Origin of the sequence: Streptomyces sp. NPDC003720 (assembly GCF_042875075.1) — a bacterium.
In the GTDB taxonomy this organism is placed as follows: Bacteria; Actinomycetota; Actinomycetes; order Streptomycetales; family Streptomycetaceae; genus Streptomyces.
The window spans coordinates 371,711-390,597 of sequence record NZ_JBIANZ010000001.1; the positions used below are offsets into that span (position 1 = coordinate 371,711).

General features: G+C 71.4%; 17 protein-coding genes. 11 read left to right on the forward strand and 6 right to left on the reverse strand.

Going from position 1 to position 18,887, the window contains the following annotated elements; translation table 11 throughout:
- The first annotated feature begins 17 nt into the window (after window positions 1–17).
- Entirely contained in the window at window positions 18–1,970 is a 1,953-nt protein-coding gene (locus ACFYU0_RS01990) for a helix-turn-helix domain-containing protein (RefSeq protein ID WP_389297142.1), read from the forward strand.
- A 53-nt stretch (window positions 1,971–2,023) separates the two neighbouring features.
- On the opposite strand, the gene ACFYU0_RS01995 is transcribed toward ACFYU0_RS01990, so the two are convergent.
- From ACFYU0_RS01995 to ACFYU0_RS02005, 3 genes are all read right to left on the reverse strand, one after another.
- Window positions 2,024–3,403 (reverse strand): MFS transporter, encoded by a 1,380-nt coding sequence (locus tag ACFYU0_RS01995; RefSeq protein WP_389297143.1) that lies wholly within the window; start codon window positions 3,401–3,403, stop codon window positions 2,024–2,026.
- A gap of 458 nt (window positions 3,404–3,861) precedes the next feature.
- Window positions 3,862–4,683 carry a hypothetical protein gene (locus tag ACFYU0_RS02000; RefSeq protein ID WP_389297145.1) on the reverse strand — a complete coding sequence of 274 codons (822 nt, stop codon included), beginning with the start codon at window positions 4,681–4,683 and terminating at the stop codon, window positions 3,862–3,864.
- A gap of 4 nt (window positions 4,684–4,687) precedes the next feature.
- A complete protein-coding gene (locus ACFYU0_RS02005) occupies window positions 4,688–5,575 on the reverse strand; it encodes an alpha/beta fold hydrolase (protein WP_389297147.1) in 888 nt (295 codons plus the stop codon).
- Between the two features lie 84 nt (window positions 5,576–5,659).
- On the opposite strand from ACFYU0_RS02005, the gene ACFYU0_RS02010 reads away from it, so the two are divergent.
- The 4 genes from ACFYU0_RS02010 to ACFYU0_RS02025 all read left to right on the forward strand — a co-directional run bounded on the left by ACFYU0_RS02010 (window position 5,660) and on the right by ACFYU0_RS02025 (window position 8,842).
- On the forward strand, window positions 5,660–6,931 hold the full coding sequence (locus ACFYU0_RS02010; protein WP_389297149.1) for an acetyl-CoA C-acyltransferase: 1,272 nt from the start codon (window positions 5,660–5,662) through the stop codon (window positions 6,929–6,931).
- A 77-nt stretch (window positions 6,932–7,008) separates the two neighbouring features.
- Window positions 7,009–7,647, forward strand: a complete 639-nt coding sequence (locus tag ACFYU0_RS02015) for an HAD family hydrolase (RefSeq protein ID WP_389297151.1) — start codon at window positions 7,009–7,011, stop codon at window positions 7,645–7,647.
- A gap of 272 nt (window positions 7,648–7,919) precedes the next feature.
- Window positions 7,920–8,612, forward strand: a complete 693-nt coding sequence (locus tag ACFYU0_RS02020; RefSeq protein WP_389297153.1) for a TetR/AcrR family transcriptional regulator — start codon at window positions 7,920–7,922, stop codon at window positions 8,610–8,612.
- 59 nt (window positions 8,613–8,671) lie between these two features.
- Complete coding sequence (locus tag ACFYU0_RS02025) at window positions 8,672–8,842, forward strand: hypothetical protein (protein ID WP_389297155.1); 171 nt, start codon at window positions 8,672–8,674, stop codon at window positions 8,840–8,842.
- Between the two features lie 129 nt (window positions 8,843–8,971).
- Here ACFYU0_RS02025 and ACFYU0_RS02030 read toward each other — a convergent pair whose 3' ends face one another.
- The 3 genes from ACFYU0_RS02030 to ACFYU0_RS02040 form a co-directional block, all read right to left on the reverse strand.
- The gene (locus tag ACFYU0_RS02030; RefSeq protein WP_389297156.1) at window positions 8,972–9,862 is read right to left on the reverse strand and encodes a glycoside hydrolase family 19 protein; all 891 of its coding nucleotides are present in this window, start codon (window positions 9,860–9,862) and stop codon (window positions 8,972–8,974) included.
- Between the two features lie 1,524 nt (window positions 9,863–11,386).
- Complete coding sequence (locus ACFYU0_RS02035) at window positions 11,387–12,052, reverse strand: TetR/AcrR family transcriptional regulator (protein ID WP_351660602.1); 666 nt, start codon at window positions 12,050–12,052, stop codon at window positions 11,387–11,389.
- The gene (locus tag ACFYU0_RS02040; protein ID WP_389297158.1) at window positions 12,049–13,344 is read right to left on the reverse strand and encodes a PucR family transcriptional regulator; all 1,296 of its coding nucleotides are present in this window, start codon (window positions 13,342–13,344) and stop codon (window positions 12,049–12,051) included. Before ACFYU0_RS02040 ends, ACFYU0_RS02035 begins: the two co-directional genes overlap by 4 nt.
- A gap of 188 nt (window positions 13,345–13,532) precedes the next feature.
- Here ACFYU0_RS02040 and ACFYU0_RS02045 point away from each other — a divergent pair, with 188 nt between their 5' ends.
- From ACFYU0_RS02045 to ACFYU0_RS02070, 6 genes are all read left to right on the forward strand, one after another.
- On the forward strand, window positions 13,533–14,291 hold the full coding sequence (locus ACFYU0_RS02045; RefSeq protein ID WP_389297160.1) for an ABC transporter ATP-binding protein: 759 nt from the start codon (window positions 13,533–13,535) through the stop codon (window positions 14,289–14,291).
- A complete protein-coding gene (locus ACFYU0_RS02050) occupies window positions 14,288–15,094 on the forward strand; it encodes an ABC transporter ATP-binding protein (RefSeq protein WP_389297162.1) in 807 nt (268 codons plus the stop codon). Before ACFYU0_RS02045 ends, ACFYU0_RS02050 begins: the two co-directional genes overlap by 4 nt.
- Before the next feature lie 5 nt (window positions 15,095–15,099).
- Entirely contained in the window at window positions 15,100–15,981 is an 882-nt protein-coding gene (locus ACFYU0_RS02055) for a branched-chain amino acid ABC transporter permease (protein ID WP_389297164.1), read from the forward strand.
- Window positions 15,978–17,123, forward strand: a complete 1,146-nt coding sequence (locus ACFYU0_RS02060; protein ID WP_389297166.1) for a branched-chain amino acid ABC transporter permease — start codon at window positions 15,978–15,980, stop codon at window positions 17,121–17,123. Before ACFYU0_RS02055 ends, ACFYU0_RS02060 begins: the two co-directional genes overlap by 4 nt.
- Before the next feature lie 5 nt (window positions 17,124–17,128).
- A complete protein-coding gene (locus tag ACFYU0_RS02065; protein WP_351660620.1) occupies window positions 17,129–18,400 on the forward strand; it encodes an ABC transporter substrate-binding protein in 1,272 nt (423 codons plus the stop codon).
- Between the two features lie 183 nt (window positions 18,401–18,583).
- Window positions 18,584–18,796 carry a helix-turn-helix domain-containing protein gene (locus ACFYU0_RS02070; RefSeq protein WP_389297168.1) on the forward strand — a complete coding sequence of 71 codons (213 nt, stop codon included), beginning with the start codon at window positions 18,584–18,586 and terminating at the stop codon, window positions 18,794–18,796.
- Window positions 18,797–18,887 lie beyond the last annotated feature (91 nt).

Here is an 18,887-nt window from a genome sequence, read left to right on the forward strand (position 1 = left end):
TGCGTAATCCTGTGACCATGTCTCGCGATCACGTCCAGCCGGCCGCAACCCCCGCCTCCGAGGGCGCCGCGGGGGTGTCCGGCGACGGCGCGGGCGCCCCGTACCTCGAGCTGCTGGCCCGCGACGCCCCGGTGGAGGCCTACGAGCAGCCGGTGCTGCTCGCCCGGGCCGAGGGGCAGCCGGCCGACCGGATCGCCGCGCTGGAGCGCGCCAAGCTGCTCGCACTGCGGGTCCGTTCCGAGCTGGAGGGACGCCGCCGCCGCGAGGCCGAGCTGTCGGCGCTGTTCGAGACCGCCCACGACCTGGCCGGCCTGCGGGACCTGGACGCCGTGCTGCAGGCCATCGTGCAGCGCGCCCGGTCCCTGCTGGGCACGGACGTCGCCTACCTCAGCCTCAACGACCCGGCACGCGGCGACACCTACATGCGCGTGACCGAGGGCTCGGTGGCCGCCCGCTTCCAGCAACTGCGCCTCGGCATGGGCGAGGGACTCGGCGGACTGGTCGCCCAGACCGCGCGGCCCTACGTCACCGACGACTACTTCAAGGACGCCCGCTTCCAGCACACCCGCGCCATCGACGCCGGCGTCGAGGACGAGGGCCTGATCGCCATCCTCGGCGTACCGCTGATGCTCGGCTCCAGCGTCATCGGCGTCCTGTTCGCCGCCGACCGGCGCGCCCGTGTATTCGAACGCGGGCAGATCGCCCTGCTCGGCTCCTTCGCCGCGCTCGCCGCGGCCGCCATCGACACCGCCAACCTGCTCACCGAGACCCGCTCGGCGCTGGCCGGCCTGGAACGGGCCAACGAGATCATCCGGGACCGCAGCGCGGTCATCGAGCGCGCCTCCGAGGTGCACGACCGGCTCGCCGAACTGGTGCTGCGCGGCGGCGGCGTCCACGACGTGGCCGCGGCCGTCTCCCAGGTCATCGACGGCACGGTCGAGTTCACCGAGGCGGGCACGGCGCCGGCCGCGGCCCTGAAGGCGTCCCGCACCGAGGGGCACGCGGTACGGCACCAGAGCGACTGGATCGCCGCGGTGGTCGCCGGCGGCGAGCTCCTCGGCGCGCTCGTGCTGCGCGGCCACCCGGACCTCGACCCGGTCGACCAGCGCACCCTGGAACGCGCGGCGATGGTCACCTCGCTGCTCCTGCTGGCCCGCCGCTCCGCCGCCGAGGCCGAGCACCGGGTGCGGGGCGAACTGCTCGACGACCTCCTGGACGCCCGCGACCGCGATCCGCGCCTGCTGCGCGAGCGCGCCGCCCGGCTGCACGCCGACCTGGACGCCACCCACGTCGTCCTCGCCGCCCGGCTCGACGGGCCGGCCGCCGACGCCGACGAGGAGGCCGCCGCCCGGCGCCGCCTGTGGTCCGCGGCCTCCCATCTCGCCGCCACCCGGCACGGCCTGGCGGCCGCCCGGGACGGCGGCACGGTCCTGCTGCTCCCGCTCGCCGCCGGCGACAGCGCCACGGAGCTGGCCCGCCGGACCGCCCGCCACCTCGGTACGGCCGTCCACCAGCCGGTCACCGTCGGCGCCTCCGCCCCGGTCACCGACCTCACCGTCCACCACGACACCGTGGCCGCCGCCTACGCCGAGGGCCGCCGCTGCCTCGACGCGCTGCTCCTGCTGGGCCGCGGCGGCGACGGCGCGGCGGCCGAGGACTTCGGCTTCCTCGGCCTGCTGCTCGCCGGCGACCGGGACGTGGGCGGTTTCGTCGGGCGCACCATCGGCCCGGTCGTGGACTACGACGAGCGCCGCGGCACGGAACTGCTGCACACCCTCGACGCCTACTTCGCCTGCGGGATGAGCCCGGCCCGCACCAAGGACGCCCTCCACGTGCACGTGAACACCGTCGCCCAGCGGCTGGAGCGCGTGGGCCGCCTGCTGGGCCAGGACTGGCAGGCGCCGGCCCGCGCCCTGGAGATCCAGCTCGCCCTGCGGCTGCACCGGCTGGCGACCCCGGAACGGCACTGACCGGCCCCCCGTCAGGGGAGCCGGTCGGTGCGGTGAGCGGTTCGTACGGCCGGTCAGACGGTGCCGGCCCTGGCCGCCGGGCTCGCGTCGGCGGGCTCGCCGTCCCCTGCCTCCACCTCGGCGAGGTCCCGGTGCCGGGTCTCCTTGGCCACCCCCACGGCGATCAGGGTGAGCACGGCCGCCGCGATCACGTACAGGGCGATCGGAGTGGAGTCGCCGTAGTCGGACAGCAGCGCGGTGGCGATCAGCGGCGCCGGCGCACCGGCGGCGACGGAGGCGAACTGGGCGCCGATCGAAGCGCCGGAGTACCGCATCCGGGTCGCGAACATCTCGGCGAAGAACGCCGCCTGGGGCGCGTACATGGCTCCGTGCAGCACCAGTCCGACGGTCACGGCCAGCAGCAGGTACCCGAACGAACCGGTGTCGATGAGCGCGAAGAACGGGAACATCCACAGCCCGACGCCGGCCGCGCCCAGCAGGTACACCGGCCGCCGTCCGACCCGGTCGGAGAGCGCGCCCCAGGCCGGGATCACGGCGAAGTGCACGGCGGAGGCGATGAGTACGGCGTTCAGCGCGGTCTGCTTCGAGACGCCGGCGGAGGTGGTGGCGTAGACGAGGATGAACGCGGTGATGACGTAGTAGCTGATGTTCTCCGCCATGCGGGCGCCCATGGCGACCAGCACGTCCTTCCAGTGGTGGCGCAGCACGGAGACGAGCGGCAGCTTCTCCGGCTCCTCCGCGCGCCGGGTCTCGGCCCGCGCCAGCGCCTCCTTGAAGACGGGGGACTCGTCCACGGAGAGGCGGATCCACAGGCCGACCATCACCAGCACACCGGAGAGCAGGAACGGTACGCGCCATCCCCAGGTGCCGAAGGCGTCGTCCGAGAGCACGGCGGTGAGCAGCGACAGCACACCGGTGGCCAGCAACTGCCCGGCCGGCGCTCCGGTCTGCGGCCAGGAGGCCCAGAATCCGCGCCGCCGCGCGTCCCCGTGCTCGGAGACCAGCAGCACGGCGCCGCCCCACTCACCGCCGAGCGCGAATCCCTGCACCAGGCGCAGCGTGGTCAGCAGCACCGGCGCGGCGGAGCCGACCGTCGCGTGCGTCGGCAGCAGGCCGATGGCGAAGGTGGCGCCGCCCATCAGCAACAGGCTCAGCACCAGCAGCTTCTTGCGCCCGAGACGGTCACCGTAGTGCCCGAACACCAGGGCTCCCAGCGGGCGGGCCGCGAACCCGACGGCGTACGTCAGGAACGACAGCAGTGTTCCGACGAGCGGGTCGGAGTCCGGGAAGAAGAGCTTGTTGAACACCAGCGCGGCGGCGGAGCCGTACAGGAAGAAGTCGTACCACTCGATGGTGGTGCCGATGAGGCTGGCGGCGACGATACGGGGGAGGCTGGCGGGGGGTGGGGGAGCGGATGCTGCTCGGGATGCCATGTGCGCCACTTCCTCGTGTGCGGTGGGGACGGGTACGTGTCGGCACACGGTAGGAAGACGCACGTCAGGCGCACATGTGGTGGGGCAACACAGTTCGGGGCTTGGCTATGCGTGTGGCCACCATGCCGGCTCACGGAAGGGAGAAGCGAGTGCCGTCCGGGGCGCGTGGCTCGGGAAGGTTCACCGTCGCCGCGGCCGGCCTGGAAAGGTCCACGGACCGCTCGGCCGGTGGTCCTTGGTCGGCAGTACTTCCCCAGCGCGTCACCGGTGGGGTTCCGGCGGTACGGCGGTCCCGGCCGCGCGGGAATCGAAGGGGGCCGCACAGCCGACACCGGGGCCAGGGCCGACTGTGCCGGCGTGGCTCAGTCGGCCCTCCGGAGACCGGGGAGCCGGTTTTCGTCGACGGGTGAGTGCCCGGGGACCGGCTCGCCGCTCGTTCTCGTGGCGTGGGGCGGCGGTCAGCCGATCTTGAGAAGGCCGGCTTCGATGACGGCGTGGCCGAACGGGCGGGCCAGTTCGGCGAGACGCTCGCACTCGGCGTCACTCAGGGCGGCATAGGCGGGAAGGGCCAGCCGGTCGGTGCGCTCCTCGATGTGCCCGCGCAGGAGTGCGCCTTGAGCGCTGAGGGAGTCGCCGTCGAGAAGGCCTCGCTCGCGCAGGTGCTCCCGGGTGGCGGCCCACTCGTCCTCGGGCCAGGCGCGGCTCGCCCGGAGGAAGTCGACGGGAACCTCACCGGTGGCGGCGTGCAGGATCAGTGCCTCCAGGCCTCCGACGCCCTCACTCAGCAAGCACGCGACATGGCCGTCGCCACGGAACTCCCGGAGCACCGTCTGGGCGTGCCACAGCTGCAGCACCGGCTCCTCCGGCCAGGGCAGCGCGGCATGCGCGGCGAACAGCGGGCGGCCCTGCGCGTGTTCGCAGGCCGCCTCGGCCGCCCGGCGGGTCAGCGTCAGGACCTCCTCCAAGTGGGGCAGCTCGTGGATTCCCGCCCGCCGCAGGCCTTCGCCCGCCGCGGCGTACCGCGCGTCCAGCACCTGCTGCGGCTCCGTCGCGTCCCAGACCCCCGCTACCGCCCGGCGTACGAAATCGGGGCTGAAGTTGTAGAAGGTCGAGATGATCAGCTCGGCGGACGCCCGGCCGAAGGCGGCGCCGCGGGAGGCGAAGTACCCGGCGCCTCCGCTGAGTCCGAGCTCCGCGTACCTTCGCCTTGCCTCGGGAATGAAGTAGATCATGCCGTGTACGGGCTCCAGGCGGCGCCAGGCTGCACGCGCTGTCTTCATGGGGTCACCTCTTCGGAGATCGGAGAGTCGACGCACGGGGCATGCGTCGCGGTTTCTGGCAACCGTGCGTTCGCAGGTGTTCGAGCAGCAGGCCGCTCAGCGTCTCGGGCGCCTCCTCGGGGACCCAGTGGCTGACGCCCTGAAGGGTCTCGAACCGGTACGGCCCCTTGACCCACTGCCCGGTCTCCCGCGCGGCCGCCGGGCCGAACGCGCTGTCCTCCGTGCTCCAGACATACAGCGTGGGCACGTCGATCACGCCGATCGCGCCGTCGGGGCGGCCGGCCCGGTACCAGTTCAGCGCCGCGGTGAGAGCGCCCGGCCGGGACAGGTGCCGTACATAGGCCTCGGTACTGTCCCGGGGGACCTTTCCGGCGTAGAGCGCGCGAAGCACTTGGGCGTCGTGGGCGAGCATGCGCTCTTCGGTCGCGGGTGTCTCGCGCCAGTCGATCATGTAGCGCGAGCGTGCGCGTTGATCCCGGTCGGCGCGCAGCGTGGTGGCCAGAGCGCCGGGGTGAGGGGTCGAGACGACGGTCAGGGTGCGCACGCGGCCGGGGTGGGCGTGCGCGGTCCACCAGGCCACCGCTCCTCCCCAGTCGTGCCCGACCAGGTCGAACGCCGCCCAGCCCAGTTTCTCGGTGATCGCGACCACGTCGTCCACGAGGCGATCGACGCGATAGTCCTCGGGTCGCTGCGGGCGGGTGCCCGGGGAGTATCCACGCTGGTCGGGCGCCGCCACCCGGCAGCCGTGCGCGGCCAGTGCCGCGATCTGCCGCCGCCACACCAGCCTCGTCTGCGGGAAGCCGTGCAGAAGCAGCACCGGGCGGCCCTCGGTCGGACCCGCCACGGTCGCGTCGAACACGCCCGCACCGGTGACGATGCTCACATCGGTCACGACCCACCTCTTCATACCAACTGGTCGGTAGCCTTCAGTCGCGGAGGCGGGCTGTCAAGGCCGCGAGCACCGGGGAACCCACGGTTGAACCTGAAGCCGAATTCAAATATAACCGAGCTCCCGGACCCGCGGGACCCACAGGAAGCAGTGAGGCCAATGAGGGAAGCAGTCATCGTCTCGACGGCGCGGACGCCGATCGGCAGGGCGTACCGCGGCGCGTTCAACGACACACAGGCCCAGGAACTCGCCGCCCATGCACTCGGGCACGCGGTGCGGCGCGCCGGGCTGGAGGGAGGCGAGGTCGAGGACGTGATCTTCGGTTGCGCGGTCCAGCAGGGGTCCACCGGTTTCAACGTCGCGCGCCAGGCCGCTCTGCGGGCCGGGCTTCCGGACGGCGTGCCGGGGATGACGATCGACCGGCAGTGCTCCTCGGGCCTGATGGCCATGGCGACGGCCGCCAAACAGATCGTCGCGGACGGTATGCAGGTCGCCGTCGGCGGCGGTGTCGAGTCGATCTCCCTGGTGCAGAACGACCACATGAACACCCATCGCGCGGCGGATCCCTGGCTGGTCGGACACAAGCCGAGCATCTACATGCCGATGCTGCAGACGGCGGAGATCGTCGCCGAACGATACGGCGTGAGCCGGGAGCGCCAGGACGAGTTCGCCCTGCTGTCACAGCGGCGCACCGCCGCGGCCCAGGAGGCCGGCCGGTTCGACCAGGAGATCGTCGCGCTCACCAGCGTCAAGAAGGTCCTCGACAAGCAGTCCGGGGAGGTGCGGGACGAGGAGGTCACCCTGACCCGGGACGAGGGCAACCGCGCCTCGACGACGCTCGAGGGCCTGGCCGGCTTGGTTCCGGTACTGCCCGACGGTCAGGTGGCGGCGCACTCCAGCGTGACGGCCGGCAATTCCTCGCAACTGTCGGACGGAGCCTCGGCATCGGTGTTGATGGAGGCGACGGAGGCCGAGCGCCGCGGTCTGGAACCGCTGGGTGTCTACCGGGGTATGGCCGTCGCCGGTTGCGGGCCGGACGAGATGGGCATCGGCCCGGTGTTCGCCATTCCGAAGCTGCTGAAGCAGCACAACCTCGGCGTCGACGACATCGGTCTGTGGGAGCTCAACGAGGCGTTCGCTTCCCAGGCGCTGTACTGCCGCGACGAACTGCACATCGACCCGGAGCGCTTCAACGTCAACGGCGGCGCGATCTCGGTCGGCCATCCTTACGGAATGACCGGTGCCCGCCTGGTGGGGCATGCCCTTGTCGAGGGCAAGCGCCGCGGTGCCCGGTATGTGGTGATCTCGATGTGTGTCGGCGGCGGAATGGGCGCGGCCGGACTGTTCGAAGTCGCCTGAGATCCGCGTCCCTGCGGGCGAGACACGGCTGCCGTCCCACTGTGGCGGCGGCGAACCGAGGAGAGGAGCCGGACAGCATGTCGGACGTGGTGGAGAGGATGCGAACCGCGGTCCTGGTGGACTTCGGCGGTGTCATCACCTCCAGTGTGCTGCGGGCCTTCACCGACTTCGGCGCCTCACTCGGCGGCGACCCGCGCCTGCCGCTGGACCTTCTGCGCCGGGACCAGCGCTCACGGGCCCTCCTGGCCGACCACGAATGCGGTCGTATCGACGCCGAGGCCTTCGAGCGTGGATTCGCCGAGCGCCTGCGCGCCCACGGCGCCCGCGTGCCGGCCGAAGGTCTCACGGCCCGGATGCAAGCGGGAATGTCGATCGACCAGGACATGCTCGCGCTGCTGGGTGAGTTTCGCGCCGCCGGCCGTCCCGTCGCGCTGGTGTCCAACTCGTTCGGTACCGGAACCTACGACGGCGTGGACCTCGCCGCTGTCGCCGACGTGGTCGTCATCTCCGCTGAGGTGGGAATCCGCAAGCCGTCCCGGCGGATCTACGCGATCGCCTGTGAACGCCTCGGCGTCGAACCGGAGGAGGCCGTCATGATCGACGATCTGCAGCAGAACCTCGACGGAGCGGCGCGCATCGGAATCGGAGGGGTGCTGCACACCAGTGCGTCCGACACTCGGCGCCAACTCGCCGAGCGTTTCGGGATCACCGCCTGACGGATCACCGCCTGACGGACCGGCCTGCCGGACGCGGTGGGATCGGCCCCCACGGCGTCCTCGGCCACGCCGTCCGAGGACCTGGTGTCGAGGCCGGCCGAACCACCTGAACGGTGAAGGCGAGACCGACCGTACGGTCCCTGAACGGTCCCGACTCGCGCACCGCGCCCGCCATGCCGTCGCCCGCCGGTCATGAACGTCCCGCGTCCGCTGTGGTGACGGGGCTCCGGGGCCTTATGACCATGGCGTCGGATTCAAGTAGAGTTCGGAGGATGGACACCCCCACGCCCGAGGAGATCGACAGCGAGCCGGCGCCGCCCATGGCGCCCCTCTCCCACCTTCGTGAGCCGCCGACGACGCAGCGTGGAGCACGGACCCGGGCTGCTCTGGTGAAGGCCGCGCGGAAGGTGTTCGAGCGAGACGGCTACCTCGACACACGCCTGACCGACATCACCAAAGAGGCTCGTTGCGCGGCGGGATCCTTCTACACCTACTTCGCCAACAAGGAAGAAGTGCTGGCCGCCGTCCTCCTGGAGGCGCAGGAGGACATGATGCACCCCGGCATGGGCCGGGTGCAGGGTACCGACGATCCCTACGCGGTGCTCGAGGCGAGCAATCGCGGGTATCTCGAGGCGTACAGACGGAACGCGAAGATGATGGCACTGCTTGAGCAGGTCGCCCAGGTGGAGCCCGAGTTCCGTGAGTTCCGAAGGCGGCGCGGGGACGCGTTCATCCGCCGCAACGCCCGCGGCATCGCCGACCTGCAGGCGCGGGGTGTCGCCGACCCTGAGGTCGATCCGATGATGGCCTCCCGCGCGCTTTCGGGCATGGTCAGCGGCATGGCCTACAACGCCTTCGTGCTCTGTGCAGGACAAGAGGAAAGCGCGCCGCTCCACTTCGAGGAACTCGTGTCCGCGGTCACCCGGCTCTGGGCGAACGCCCTTCGCTTCCCCGGCCACCGCTGATCGGCCTGTCTGCCGGCAGCGCCGGCCCGGGCGCGTCGGACACCTGCCGGATCGAGCAGTTGACGGCCCTGGCGGAGGGCACCGTCGGCCCGGTCGACCTCCACTTCGCCCACGCGGGCGTTGCGGGCGCGCTCGGCCGCGCGGACATCGCCGGAATCGACGCCGGGGCGGTGGACCGCCGCCTCCCCGCCCTCGGCGCCGACCTCACGGGCCGCCTGCCCGCTCCTTGACTTCGTGGACGGTCCGGTCGTCGACGGGCTGATGCCCGCACAGTCGTTGACGCCCGGGCGCAGGCCGCCGGTCGCCCCGTCCGACGCGCCTTTCCCAAGCACATCGCTTCACGAAGTCGGGTATGGCGCTCAGCAGTAGAGATTGCCGCCGGGTGGCGTCCCGAGGATCTGCGCGAACCGCTGATAGGCGTCCACGCGGCTCTGCACCTGCGCCGGATTCCTGCCGTCGCACTCGAGGGAGCCGTTGATACTGCGGATCGTCTGGCCGAAGCCGACGCTGTTGACCATGGCGTTGTGAGGCGTCATGGTGCCGGGTCCGGACTGGGTGTTCCAGTACCAGAGTCCCGTCTTCCAGGCCACAGCCGCGTCATTCTGCACCAGCCACGGGTTGTTGAGGAGGTCGATGCCGAGCGCGTCGCCCGCGGCTTTGTAGTTGAAGTTCCAGCTGAGCTGAATGGGGCCGCGCCCGTAGTAGGCCGCCTGGCCGGCCGGACATCCGTACGGCTGACTCCAGTCGCAATAGTGCGGGTAGTTGGCGGAGTTCTGCTCGACCACGTACACCAGACCGCCGGTCTCGTGGCTGACGTTGGCGAGGAAGGCCGCGGCCTCCTGCTTCCTGACCTGGTCGCTGCCGCTGTTCGCGAAAGCGGGGTAGGCGCGGAGGGCGGCGGTGAGGCCGCTGTACGTGTAGAAGGGGTTCCGGTTCGGGAACATCTGGTTGAACTGGGCCTCGCTCACCACGAACGTGCCGACGGGGACCTGGGGGCCGCTGTCGCAGGCGTACGGCTCCCAGTACCAGGTGCTGATGATCGGGTCGTAGCCCGGGTTGTCGTGTTCGGCGATGTACGCCTTGCCGTCGGTGTACCGCACGATGTCGCCTGTCGCGTACGGCCTTCCGGCAACCCAGCTCGGGTAGCTCGAACACCCGGCGGCGGACGCGTCCGTGGCCGGCAGCAGGACGGGAACGGCGCTTGCCAGGGCGAGTGCGGCGACCACGGCGGAGAGGCGGCGTTTCGACACAGGATCAACTCCTCTGCGGAGCACGGCCGCACCCGGACAAGGGCAGCGCGAAACCGGACCTCGTACGACGTGCCGGTCGGACCGGCCACGGCGTGGGCGCGGCCGTGGTGGGGGGGTGTGGAGGCACATGCAACCGCTTTGGTCTGTACCAGTCAAGGGTGTAGACCAGTCGATTCGCTCCGCCCGGGGAGCTCTCCTCCGCCCGGCCACTTCGCCCGGGGCGTCACAGGTGCGAAGAACTGACGCGCGGGGGGCGCCGAGCGGTGGGAAGTGAGCAGCACTCGGCCCGGTTCGAGTGCGCAGCCGTTCGGCTCGTACGCCGAGGGTGCCGCGCCGTCCCGGTCATCGACGTCCCGTCCGGCGAAGTTACATGCCCCACTTTTCCGCCTGTGTGTGAGCGCTCATTCGACGCGCCCCGTTGACCCCGGTAACCGGTGACCCACCCGCAGACCGGTAAGTGAGGTTCGCACATGTCGAGAATCGGTCCGGAACGAAGCAAGTGGCGTCTCCCCGCCGCTGACTGCCGCAGGGACTGGGTGCACCTTTGCTCCCGTCAACTCAAGGACTGAAACGGTCGCTTCATGGACTACTGCATCCCGTGCAGCCGCACGCTCAATGGCGCTGTGACGTGCCCGGAGTGCGGGGCATACGACCCCGGCATGACACAGCCGAGCGATCCGACAGACGGTGCTCCGGCCGTCGACGCCGCGATGCCGGAGGTCCGCCCGAGCGGGGCAACGAGCTCCTCCGGGTCGCCCCTTCTCGGGTCACCGGCTGCCTCGCACGATCTGCCGGCTGACCCGTACGACCGTCCCGCGCGCCTGAAGAAGTACGCCGTCCGGTCTCTTGCCGCAGCAGCCTTCACCCTCCTCGGGGGCCTGGCCGCCGCATCGGTGTCTCCTCAGTCGACAGCCCCACGAGCAGCCTCGATCCCGGAACAGCCATCCCCCGGAGAACCCGGGGTCCGCGTTCCCGATCAGGCTTCACCGGAGCATGTGACCACGCACCCGGGCCGAAAGGGCGTCCGGGACCGGAACAGTGAGGGGGCCCGGCGTCCTCTGCCAACGGCTACTCGCAGCACGTCACCGGTCTCCGGACCTCCCGTCACCACCAACGTGCCGCCGCCGGCGAAGGCGAAGCCGACCCCCCGAGCCTCCAGTGGCCGTCCCGGCCCGCCCTCGCGCACGGCAGCCCCTTCCGCGAGGCCCTCCGCCAGCCCCTCCGTCAGTCCTTCCGGCAGCATCAGTGCCTCTCCCACCAGTAGTGGCTCCCCGAGCGGCACAGGGGAAGCCGGTGGCTGAGACACCGGCAGGGCTCCGCTGCGCGCCGCACCTCCACGACCGCCCGCCGCACCGGCGGGGCACGGCGCCCGGGCTCGGTGCGCTTCGGCCCAGCACGTAGTCGGTCTGCTGGTGGGACGCTCTGCACAACCGGCCCCTCCGCGCTGCAGACGCCGCTCAGCCGAGCTCGAGCAGGCCTGCTCCACCCGGCGCGCCCCCGGCGCAAAGGCGTGCGACGGGCGTTTCAGCCGGGCGGAGCCGACAGATGGACCAGGATTCCGCACACCTCGTCCACGATCTCCCGGGCCTCCGTCTCGTCCCCGCAGTCGCCCAGCTCACGCGCCGCCCCTCCGATGACGGTGGTCAGCACGCTCACCCGGACCCGGCCGGCGCGTCGACGCTCGTCCACCTCCAGGAGCCGGGCGTTGCGCCGTACCCACGCGCGGTCCCACTGGCGGCGCAGCGTGTCGAAGCCCGCCGGGCCGTCGTCCTCCGCGAGGAGCCTGGCGAGCCGCCGGTTGTCCCAGGCACCCTCCAGGTACGCCCTGGCTCCCGCCACGAAGAGGGCGATCGGGTCGTCCACGCCACGCCCGCGCTCGGCCGTCAGCGTGGCCGCGGTCCGGTGCTCCTGCTCCTCCCGGAACTCCTCCCACAGGGCGAGGTAGAGCCCTCGCTTTCCTCCGTAGTGCTGGAAGAGGGTGCCTGCCGGGATGCCGGAGCGCGCCGCTATCTCGGTGAGGCCGGCGTCGGTGTAACCGCGCTCGGTGAACACCTCCAGTGCGGCGTCCAGCAGCACTTGACGGACCGTCCGGCCCTCCCCGCCGTGTCCAGTCGGCAGGACCGTGCGCCCCTGACCGCCCGGCAGTTGCCGTGCCGCCGCGGTCCCGGCGGATTCCACGATGCCACTCACGAGCGATCCTCACCTTCCCCTGCGCCGTCGCGGATGGCGAGGGCGACCAGCAGCTCCAGGAGGTCGGCGATCCGGCGCGGATTGCGGCCGGTGCGTTCCTCGATCCGGCGCAACCGGTAGTGCGCCGTGTTGTGATGAACCCGCAGCCTGTCGGCGGCCAGCCGCAGATTGAGGTCCGCCTCCGCGAAGGCCCGTATGGTGCCGGCCAGCGTGTCGCCGCGTCTGCGGTCCTCCTCCAGGAGCCCCCGCACACGGGGATCGACCAGCTTGCGGGCGAGGTCGTCGGCGCGCAGCGCCAGGTAGTCGAAGGGGGAGAGCCGGGGCAGCGCCGCCACCCCGCCCCCGCTCGGCACCAGGTCGAGGGCGGCCCGTGCCTCGTCGTAGACGCGCGGCAGTTCGGACGCCCCCTGTGCGACCGTGCTGATGCCCATGGAGAGCGTCGTTCCCTCCTGCGCGAGCCGCCGTTGCACGGCCTCGAAGTGGGCGCATATGTCGTCTGCGCTCATGCCGGCCCGGACCACGGGCACGGCCACCACCTCGCCGTGGCGCACCACGACCAGGGTTCTGCCGGCCCAGGGCCCTGCGACGCTGATCGACGCGCTGGTGGCATACCCGTGCTCGGCCGAGGTGAGGTCCCCGGTGCGAGTGTCGCCGACGCCCACCGCCACGACCGCCATCATCGGCGAGCGCGGACCGATGCCGTACGCCTGCGCCGCGGCGGACAGCGGACCGCGCGTCGGCGCGAGGCCGGCCAGGAGCTGGTCCAGGAGATCACGTCGCTCCCGGTCCGCGTCCGCCACCACGTGCTGCTGGTACTCGACGTATGCCTGCGCGGCATGGGTGCTGGCGTAGTCGACGTACCGCATCAGCGGGGTGACGAGGGACAGCGCGGCCTGCTGGGCCTCGGCGGACGTGCCCGCACAGTCCAGCAACGCGTCCCACATCACCTGCCGGCCGACCCGGAAGGCGCTGATCCAGTCTTCCAGGGCGAACCCGGCGCGTGCTCGGCGCATGGCCGCGGCGCGGCTGAAGACCAGGTCGTCGGAAGCGATGTCGCGGTCGCCGGCCAGCACCGCCAGCTGCATCCGGTAGTGCTCGAGCACCTGCTCCCGAACCTCGTCGAAGAACCGCTCGTCCTGCAGTGCGTACGACGGGATCTCCGCGCGCATCACCTCGACGGCGGTCTCCGCCACCTCCTCCACCCGGTCGTGGACGGCGAGCAGGATCCGCCACCGCTCCCGGCGGAGTGGTTCGGAGGGTGGTGGAGTGTCCAGGGCAGGACCGCGAGGCATGCCGCCGATCGTCGCCGTCCGCCTCGTCCTCCGTCAACAGGCCTGGCGTGAGACATCTCCCGGCACCTGTGCGCGGCGCACAATCCGAGGACCGGGAAGTTGGGTGCTCACACCCAATGTGCGCCCGGAACGCCCCCACCTACTGTGACGCTCGCCCACCCCCCAGCACGTCGGAAGGGGCGTCACTCATGCTCGCGGTCGACGGTATCACCGTGCGCTTCGGCGGGATCACGGCACTGGACGGTGTCGCTTTCACCGTCGAGCCGGGCACCGCCGTAGGGCTCATCGGGCCGAACGGAGCCGGCAAGACCACCTTGTTCAACTGCCTCACCAGGCGCTGCACCCCCGACGGGGGAGACGTGCGGTTCGAGGAGGAGGACCTGCTCGCCCTCCCGCCGCACGCCGTGGCCGGCCGCGGCATCGCCCGCACCTTCCAGAACCTGGGGCTGTTCCCGCAGCTCACGGTTCGGGAGAACGTCATGGTCGGCGCCCACAGCCGGGGGCGCTCCGGACACCTCGCCGCGGCGCTCCGGCTGCCCCGCGTCCGGCGGGAGGAGAGGGAACTACGTGACCAGGCAGACGACCTGCTACGGCGCCTCGGTCTGGCGGACGTCGCCGATCACCCCGCCCGCGGCCTGCCGTTCGGCACACTCAAACGCGTCGAACTCGCCCGGGCACTCGCCGTACGGCCCCGGCTGCTGTTGCTCGACGAACCCGTCAACGGGCTCAGCCACGGCGAGGTCGGCCAATTCGCGGATCTGGTCCGCTCGGTGCGCCAGGACCTCGACCTCACCCTCGTGGTGGTCGAACATCACATGGGGTTTGTGATGGGCCTGTGCGACAAGGTGGTCTGCCTCGACTTCGGCCGCAAGATCGCCGAGGGCTCGCCGGAACAGATCCAGCGCGACCCGGCGGTCGTGGAGGCGTACCTGGGGGTGGCCGCATGAGCGAGCCCACCCCGGTGCGCACCGAGGCCCAGGCCGGCGCGGAACCGGACTTCCTGCATGTCTCCGGCCTGCACGCCGGGTACGGCCAGGCCCACGTGCTCCAGGGCCTCGACTTCGCCGTCGCCCGCGGCGAGGTGTGCGCGCTCCTCGGGCCGAACGGCGCGGGCAAGACCACGACGCTGCGGGCGCTGAGCGGCATGGTCCGCGGCCGTGGCTCGGTGACTCTGAACGGCACGGAACTACTGGGCCGCTCGCCCGAGCAGGCCGCCCGGCTCGGCGTGGCACATGTCCCCGAGGGCCGGGGCACCTTCAACGACCTGACCGTCGAGGAGAACCTGCGCATCGGCGCCCATCTGCGCACCGGCCACCGGTGGCGGGGCAGCGGCCGGCGGGCGGCCGTGGCAGCCGACCTGGAGCGGGTCTACGGCTACTTCCCCAAACTGCGCCAGCGGTCGGGTCAGGCCGCCGGCAGCCTCAGCGGCGGCGAGCAGCAGATGCTCGCCGTCGGCAGGGCGCTGATGCTGCGGCCCTCGCTGCTGCTCCTGGACGAGCCGTCCCTGGGGCTCGCGCCGCTCATCACCCGCGAGCTGTTCGAGATCGTCCGTACCGTCAACGAGGAGGAACGCACCACCGTGGTCGTCGTCGAGCAGAACGCCCAGCTCGCGCTGGACATCGCGCACCGGGCGCACGTACTGGAGGCCGGCCGCCTGGTGCTGTCCGGACCGGCTCAGCGGATCCGCGAGGACGGGCAGGTCGCCGAGGTGTACCTCGGGGTCTCCGTCCGCTCCCCGAAGGCCGGGTGAGCGCCATGACCGATCTTCTGCAGCAAATGGTGGAAGGTCTCGGCTCCGGCGCGGTGTACGCCAGCCTGGCGCTGGCCCTGGTGCTGATCCACCGATTCACGGGGATCGTCAACTTCGCGCAGGGCGAGCTGGCCATGCTCTCGGCGTACGTCGCCTGGCAACTGATGGCGTCCGGGATGCCGTTCTGGCTGGCGCTGCCGGTCACCCTCGCGGTGTCCTTCACCGGCGGCATGCTGGTCGAGCGGATCGTCATCCGCCCCGTGCGGGACGCGCCCGAGCTGACGGTGGTCATCGTCACGGTCGGACTGTTCGTCTTCGTCAACGCGTTGGCCGGCTTGATCTGGTCGTTCACCGTGAAGGACTTCCCGCAGCCGTTCCCCGACGGCGGGCTCGACCTGGCCGGGGTGCGCGTGGACTGGTCGGCGCTCGGCATCATCGGTGTGGTGGCCGTCGTGATGGGGCTGCTGTATCTGCTGTTCCGGCACACCTCCGTCGGCCTGGTGATGCGGGCGGTCGCCGGCAACCCGGCCTCCGCCCGGCTCTCGGGCATCCGGGTGAGCCGGGTGCTGATGCTCGGCTGGGGGCTGGCCGCCGCGGTCGGCGCGGTCTCGGGCGTGCTCGTCGCCCCGGTGCTGTTCCTCGAGCCCAACATGATGGGCGGAGTGCTGATCTACGCGTTCGCCGCGGCCACCCTCGGAGGCTTCGACAGTCCCGTCGGTGCGGTCGTCGGCGGCCTGTTCGTGGGCGTCGCCGAGACGCTGACCGGGGCGTACGTGGACGTGATCGGTGAGGATCTGAAGGTCGGCGTCCCCCTGGTGATCATTCTGGCTGTGCTGCTCGTGCGGCCTCAGGGTCTCTTCGGACGAGCGGCGGTGGAACGCGCATGAGCACGATCGCCATACTCGGCACGGACCGCCTCCGGCGGCTGCGGGCCGCGCTCACCGTGCTGCTCGCGACGGCAGTGGCCGTCGGCGCTCCGTTCTACTTCGCCCCCTTCCAGGTCTTCCAGCTGACCATGGTGCTCCTGTACACCGTGGCGCTGGCCGGCCTGAACCTGCTGGTCGGCTTCGGCGGGCAGATCTCGCTCGGGCACGGGGCGTTCTTCGCGGCGGGGGCCTACACGGCGGCTGTCATGCTCGATCGTTACGACACCGGCCACCTGGCCACACTGCCGGTCGCGGCCGCCGGGTGCTTCCTGCTGGGCTTCGGGTTCGGAGTGCCCGCGCTACGGCTGCGTGGGCTGTACCTGGCCCTGGTCACCCTGTCGTTCGCGGTGTTCCTGCCGCCCTTGCTCAAGCGGCTGGAACCGGTGACGGGCGGCTCCATGGGCCTGACCGTGGACAAGTTGCAGCCGCCCGCGTGGAGCGGGCTGGCAGAGGACCAGTGGATGTACTTCGTCGTCCTCGCCATCACCGCGACGGCCCTGCTGCTCGCCCGCAACCTGCTGCGGTCCCGGGCCGGCCGGGCACTGCGCGCCGTGCGGGACCACGAGAGCGCCGCCGAGGTCATGGGCGTACGGCTGTCGCTGCACAAGACCCTCGCCTTCGCGTGGAGCGCGATGTTCGCGGGCGTCGCCGGGTGTCTCTACACCTGGGTGATCGGCTTCGTCTCGCCCGACTCCTTCAGCTTCGTCCTGTCCATCACCCTGCTGGCCGGCCTGGTGGTCGGAGGGCTCGCCTCGCTGTACGGGCCTCTGCTGGGCGCGGCGTTCGTGATGTACGTGCCGAGCGTGTCCCAGGACGTGAGCGAGGCGGCACCGGGAGTGGTGTTCGGCCTGCTGATCATCGCGGCGATGTTCGTGGCCCCGACGGGACTGGCCGGCCTGCCCGGCCGTGTCCGGGGCGCTGTCGCGCGCCGCCTGCCCCGCACCACCGCCACCCCCGACCGGGGGCCCGAGACCGGATCCGCGCCCGACGCACGGCCGGATTCCCAGGCCGAAGCCGGGCCCTCCGCGACCCTCGACCCCGCGGGCCGCCCGGCAGCCGCCGCCGAACCCGTGGGCGCACCGCCCCGCACGGAAAAGGAATGAATCACATGCGCAAGACCACCGCTCTGGTGGCGGCCGCGGCCGCCACCCTGCTCACCGCGACCGCCTGCAGCAGCCAGCGAGGACAGGACGCCCAGGACACCGCCGCCGGTGGCGCGTGCAAGGGCCAGCAGACCACCGGTATCACCGACAGGACCATCAAGCTCGGCGGTATCTACCCGCTGTCGGGACCTGCCTCGGCGTACGGCACGATCAGCAAGGGCGTGGCCGCCTACTTCAAGTACGTCAACGACAAGGGCGGCATAGACGGCCGCAAGGTGCAGTTCATCGTCCGCGACGATGGCTACCAGCCGCCCAAGGCGGTCGAGGAGGCCCGCAGACTCGTCGAGCAGGAGAAGGTCTTCGCCGTGTTCCAGACCCTGGGCACCCCGTCCACCGCAGCCGTGTGGGACTACCTCGACAAGCAGAAGGTGCCGCAGCCCTTCGTCGCCACTGGCGCCTCCGCCTGGGGGATGGACGACAAGCACCCCTGGACGATCGGGTGGCAGCCCAACTACGTGGCCGAGGCGCGGGTGTACGCCAAGTACCTCAAGGACGCGAAGCCCAAGGCCAAGGTCGCAGTCCTCTACCAGAACGACGACTTCGGCAAGGACCTGCTCGCCGGGTTCAGGAAGGCCGTCGCCGGCAGCGGCATCAAGGTGGTCGCCAAGGAGAGCTACGAGGTCACCGACCCCTCCGTCTCCGCACAGATGGCGAGCCTCGCGCGTTCCAGGGCGGACGTGCTGCTGGACGTCACCACCCCGAAGTTCGGCAGCCAGGCCCTCGCCGCGGACGCCAGGGACACCAAGTGGAACCCGCTGCACATCGTGAACAACGTGGCCTCGTCCGCCGCCGTGCTCCGGCCCGTCGGGTTCAAGAACGTCCAGGGCGTGGTCTCGGCGACCTACTTCAAGGATCCCGCCGACCCGCAGTGGGCGAACGACCCCGAGATGAAGACCTACATGAGCGCCATGCACGAGTACGCCCCCGACGCCGACCCCGCCAACCAGTTCAACGCCTACGGCTGGGCCGTGGCCTCCAGCCTGCACCAGGCCCTGGACGCGATGAAGTGCCCGACCAGGGAAGGGCTGCGGGACGCGGTGCACAACCTGAAGAACGTGAAGGTGGGCCTGCTGCTGCCCGGGGTCACCATGTCCACGGGGCACGGCGACGCCTTCCCGCTCGAGACGATGCAGCTGATGCGGTTCAAGGGCGAGCGGTGGCAGTTGTTCGGCAAGCCGGTGGACACCCGCGAGGAGTTCGGTCCCCTGGAGAAGTGAGCCGGCGGGGGCGGTCCTCGGTGCCGTGACACCGGGGGACCGCCCTCGCCCCGCCACCGGGGACCGGAGTGCTCGGACGGCGTTCGACCCTCCGCCGACCGGGAACTCGCCGAGTTGCCGCTCGAACGATGTCCGCGTCCCTTGGAGGGCGGAGGGGAGTTCCATGCACTCATCGAGGAGTCGGTGCGGGGACGCCTGGAGACGGGACGGCACATCCGCGAAGCCGCCGACGGCGCGCACGTCCGTGTCAACACCGTCCGCTACCGGCTTCCGCGTTCCGAGGAGCTGACCGGAACCAGCCTGGACGCTCCGGACACCGCGGTGGAGCTCAGCCGGGCCCTGGCGGCGCGCGAGCCGAGGACACCTCCACGAGACCCGGCAGGACCTGCTCCATGAGCGGGCCGTCGTGCCTGCCGCGACCGCTCGCGCCCGCCACGCCGTGCCACCCGGCCGACGATGCCGCCGAGCCCTCACCGGGTTCAATGGG

What these genes read in the sequence shown, in the direction of transcription:
- ACFYU0_RS01990 (WP_389297142.1), top strand. Translation starts at nt 18, where the DNA reads ATGTCTCGCGATCACGTCCAGCCGGCCGCAACCCCCGCCTCCGAGGGC.
- ACFYU0_RS01995 (WP_389297143.1), bottom strand. Translation starts at nt 3,403, where the DNA reads ATGGCATCCCGAGCAGCATCCGCTCCCCCACCCCCCGCCAGCCTCCCC.
- ACFYU0_RS02000 (WP_389297145.1), bottom strand. Translation starts at nt 4,683, where the DNA reads ATGAAGACAGCGCGTGCAGCCTGGCGCCGCCTGGAGCCCGTACACGGC.
- ACFYU0_RS02015 (WP_389297151.1), top strand. Translation starts at nt 7,009, where the DNA reads ATGTCGGACGTGGTGGAGAGGATGCGAACCGCGGTCCTGGTGGACTTC.
- ACFYU0_RS02020 (WP_389297153.1), top strand. Translation starts at nt 7,920, where the DNA reads ATGGACACCCCCACGCCCGAGGAGATCGACAGCGAGCCGGCGCCGCCC.
- ACFYU0_RS02040 (WP_389297158.1), bottom strand. Translation starts at nt 13,344, where the DNA reads ATGCCTCGCGGTCCTGCCCTGGACACTCCACCACCCTCCGAACCACTC.
- ACFYU0_RS02045 (WP_389297160.1), top strand. Translation starts at nt 13,533, where the DNA reads ATGCTCGCGGTCGACGGTATCACCGTGCGCTTCGGCGGGATCACGGCA.
- ACFYU0_RS02050 (WP_389297162.1), top strand. Translation starts at nt 14,288, where the DNA reads ATGAGCGAGCCCACCCCGGTGCGCACCGAGGCCCAGGCCGGCGCGGAA.
- ACFYU0_RS02055 (WP_389297164.1), top strand. Translation starts at nt 15,100, where the DNA reads ATGACCGATCTTCTGCAGCAAATGGTGGAAGGTCTCGGCTCCGGCGCG.
- ACFYU0_RS02060 (WP_389297166.1), top strand. Translation starts at nt 15,978, where the DNA reads ATGAGCACGATCGCCATACTCGGCACGGACCGCCTCCGGCGGCTGCGG.
- ACFYU0_RS02065 (WP_351660620.1), top strand. Translation starts at nt 17,129, where the DNA reads ATGCGCAAGACCACCGCTCTGGTGGCGGCCGCGGCCGCCACCCTGCTC.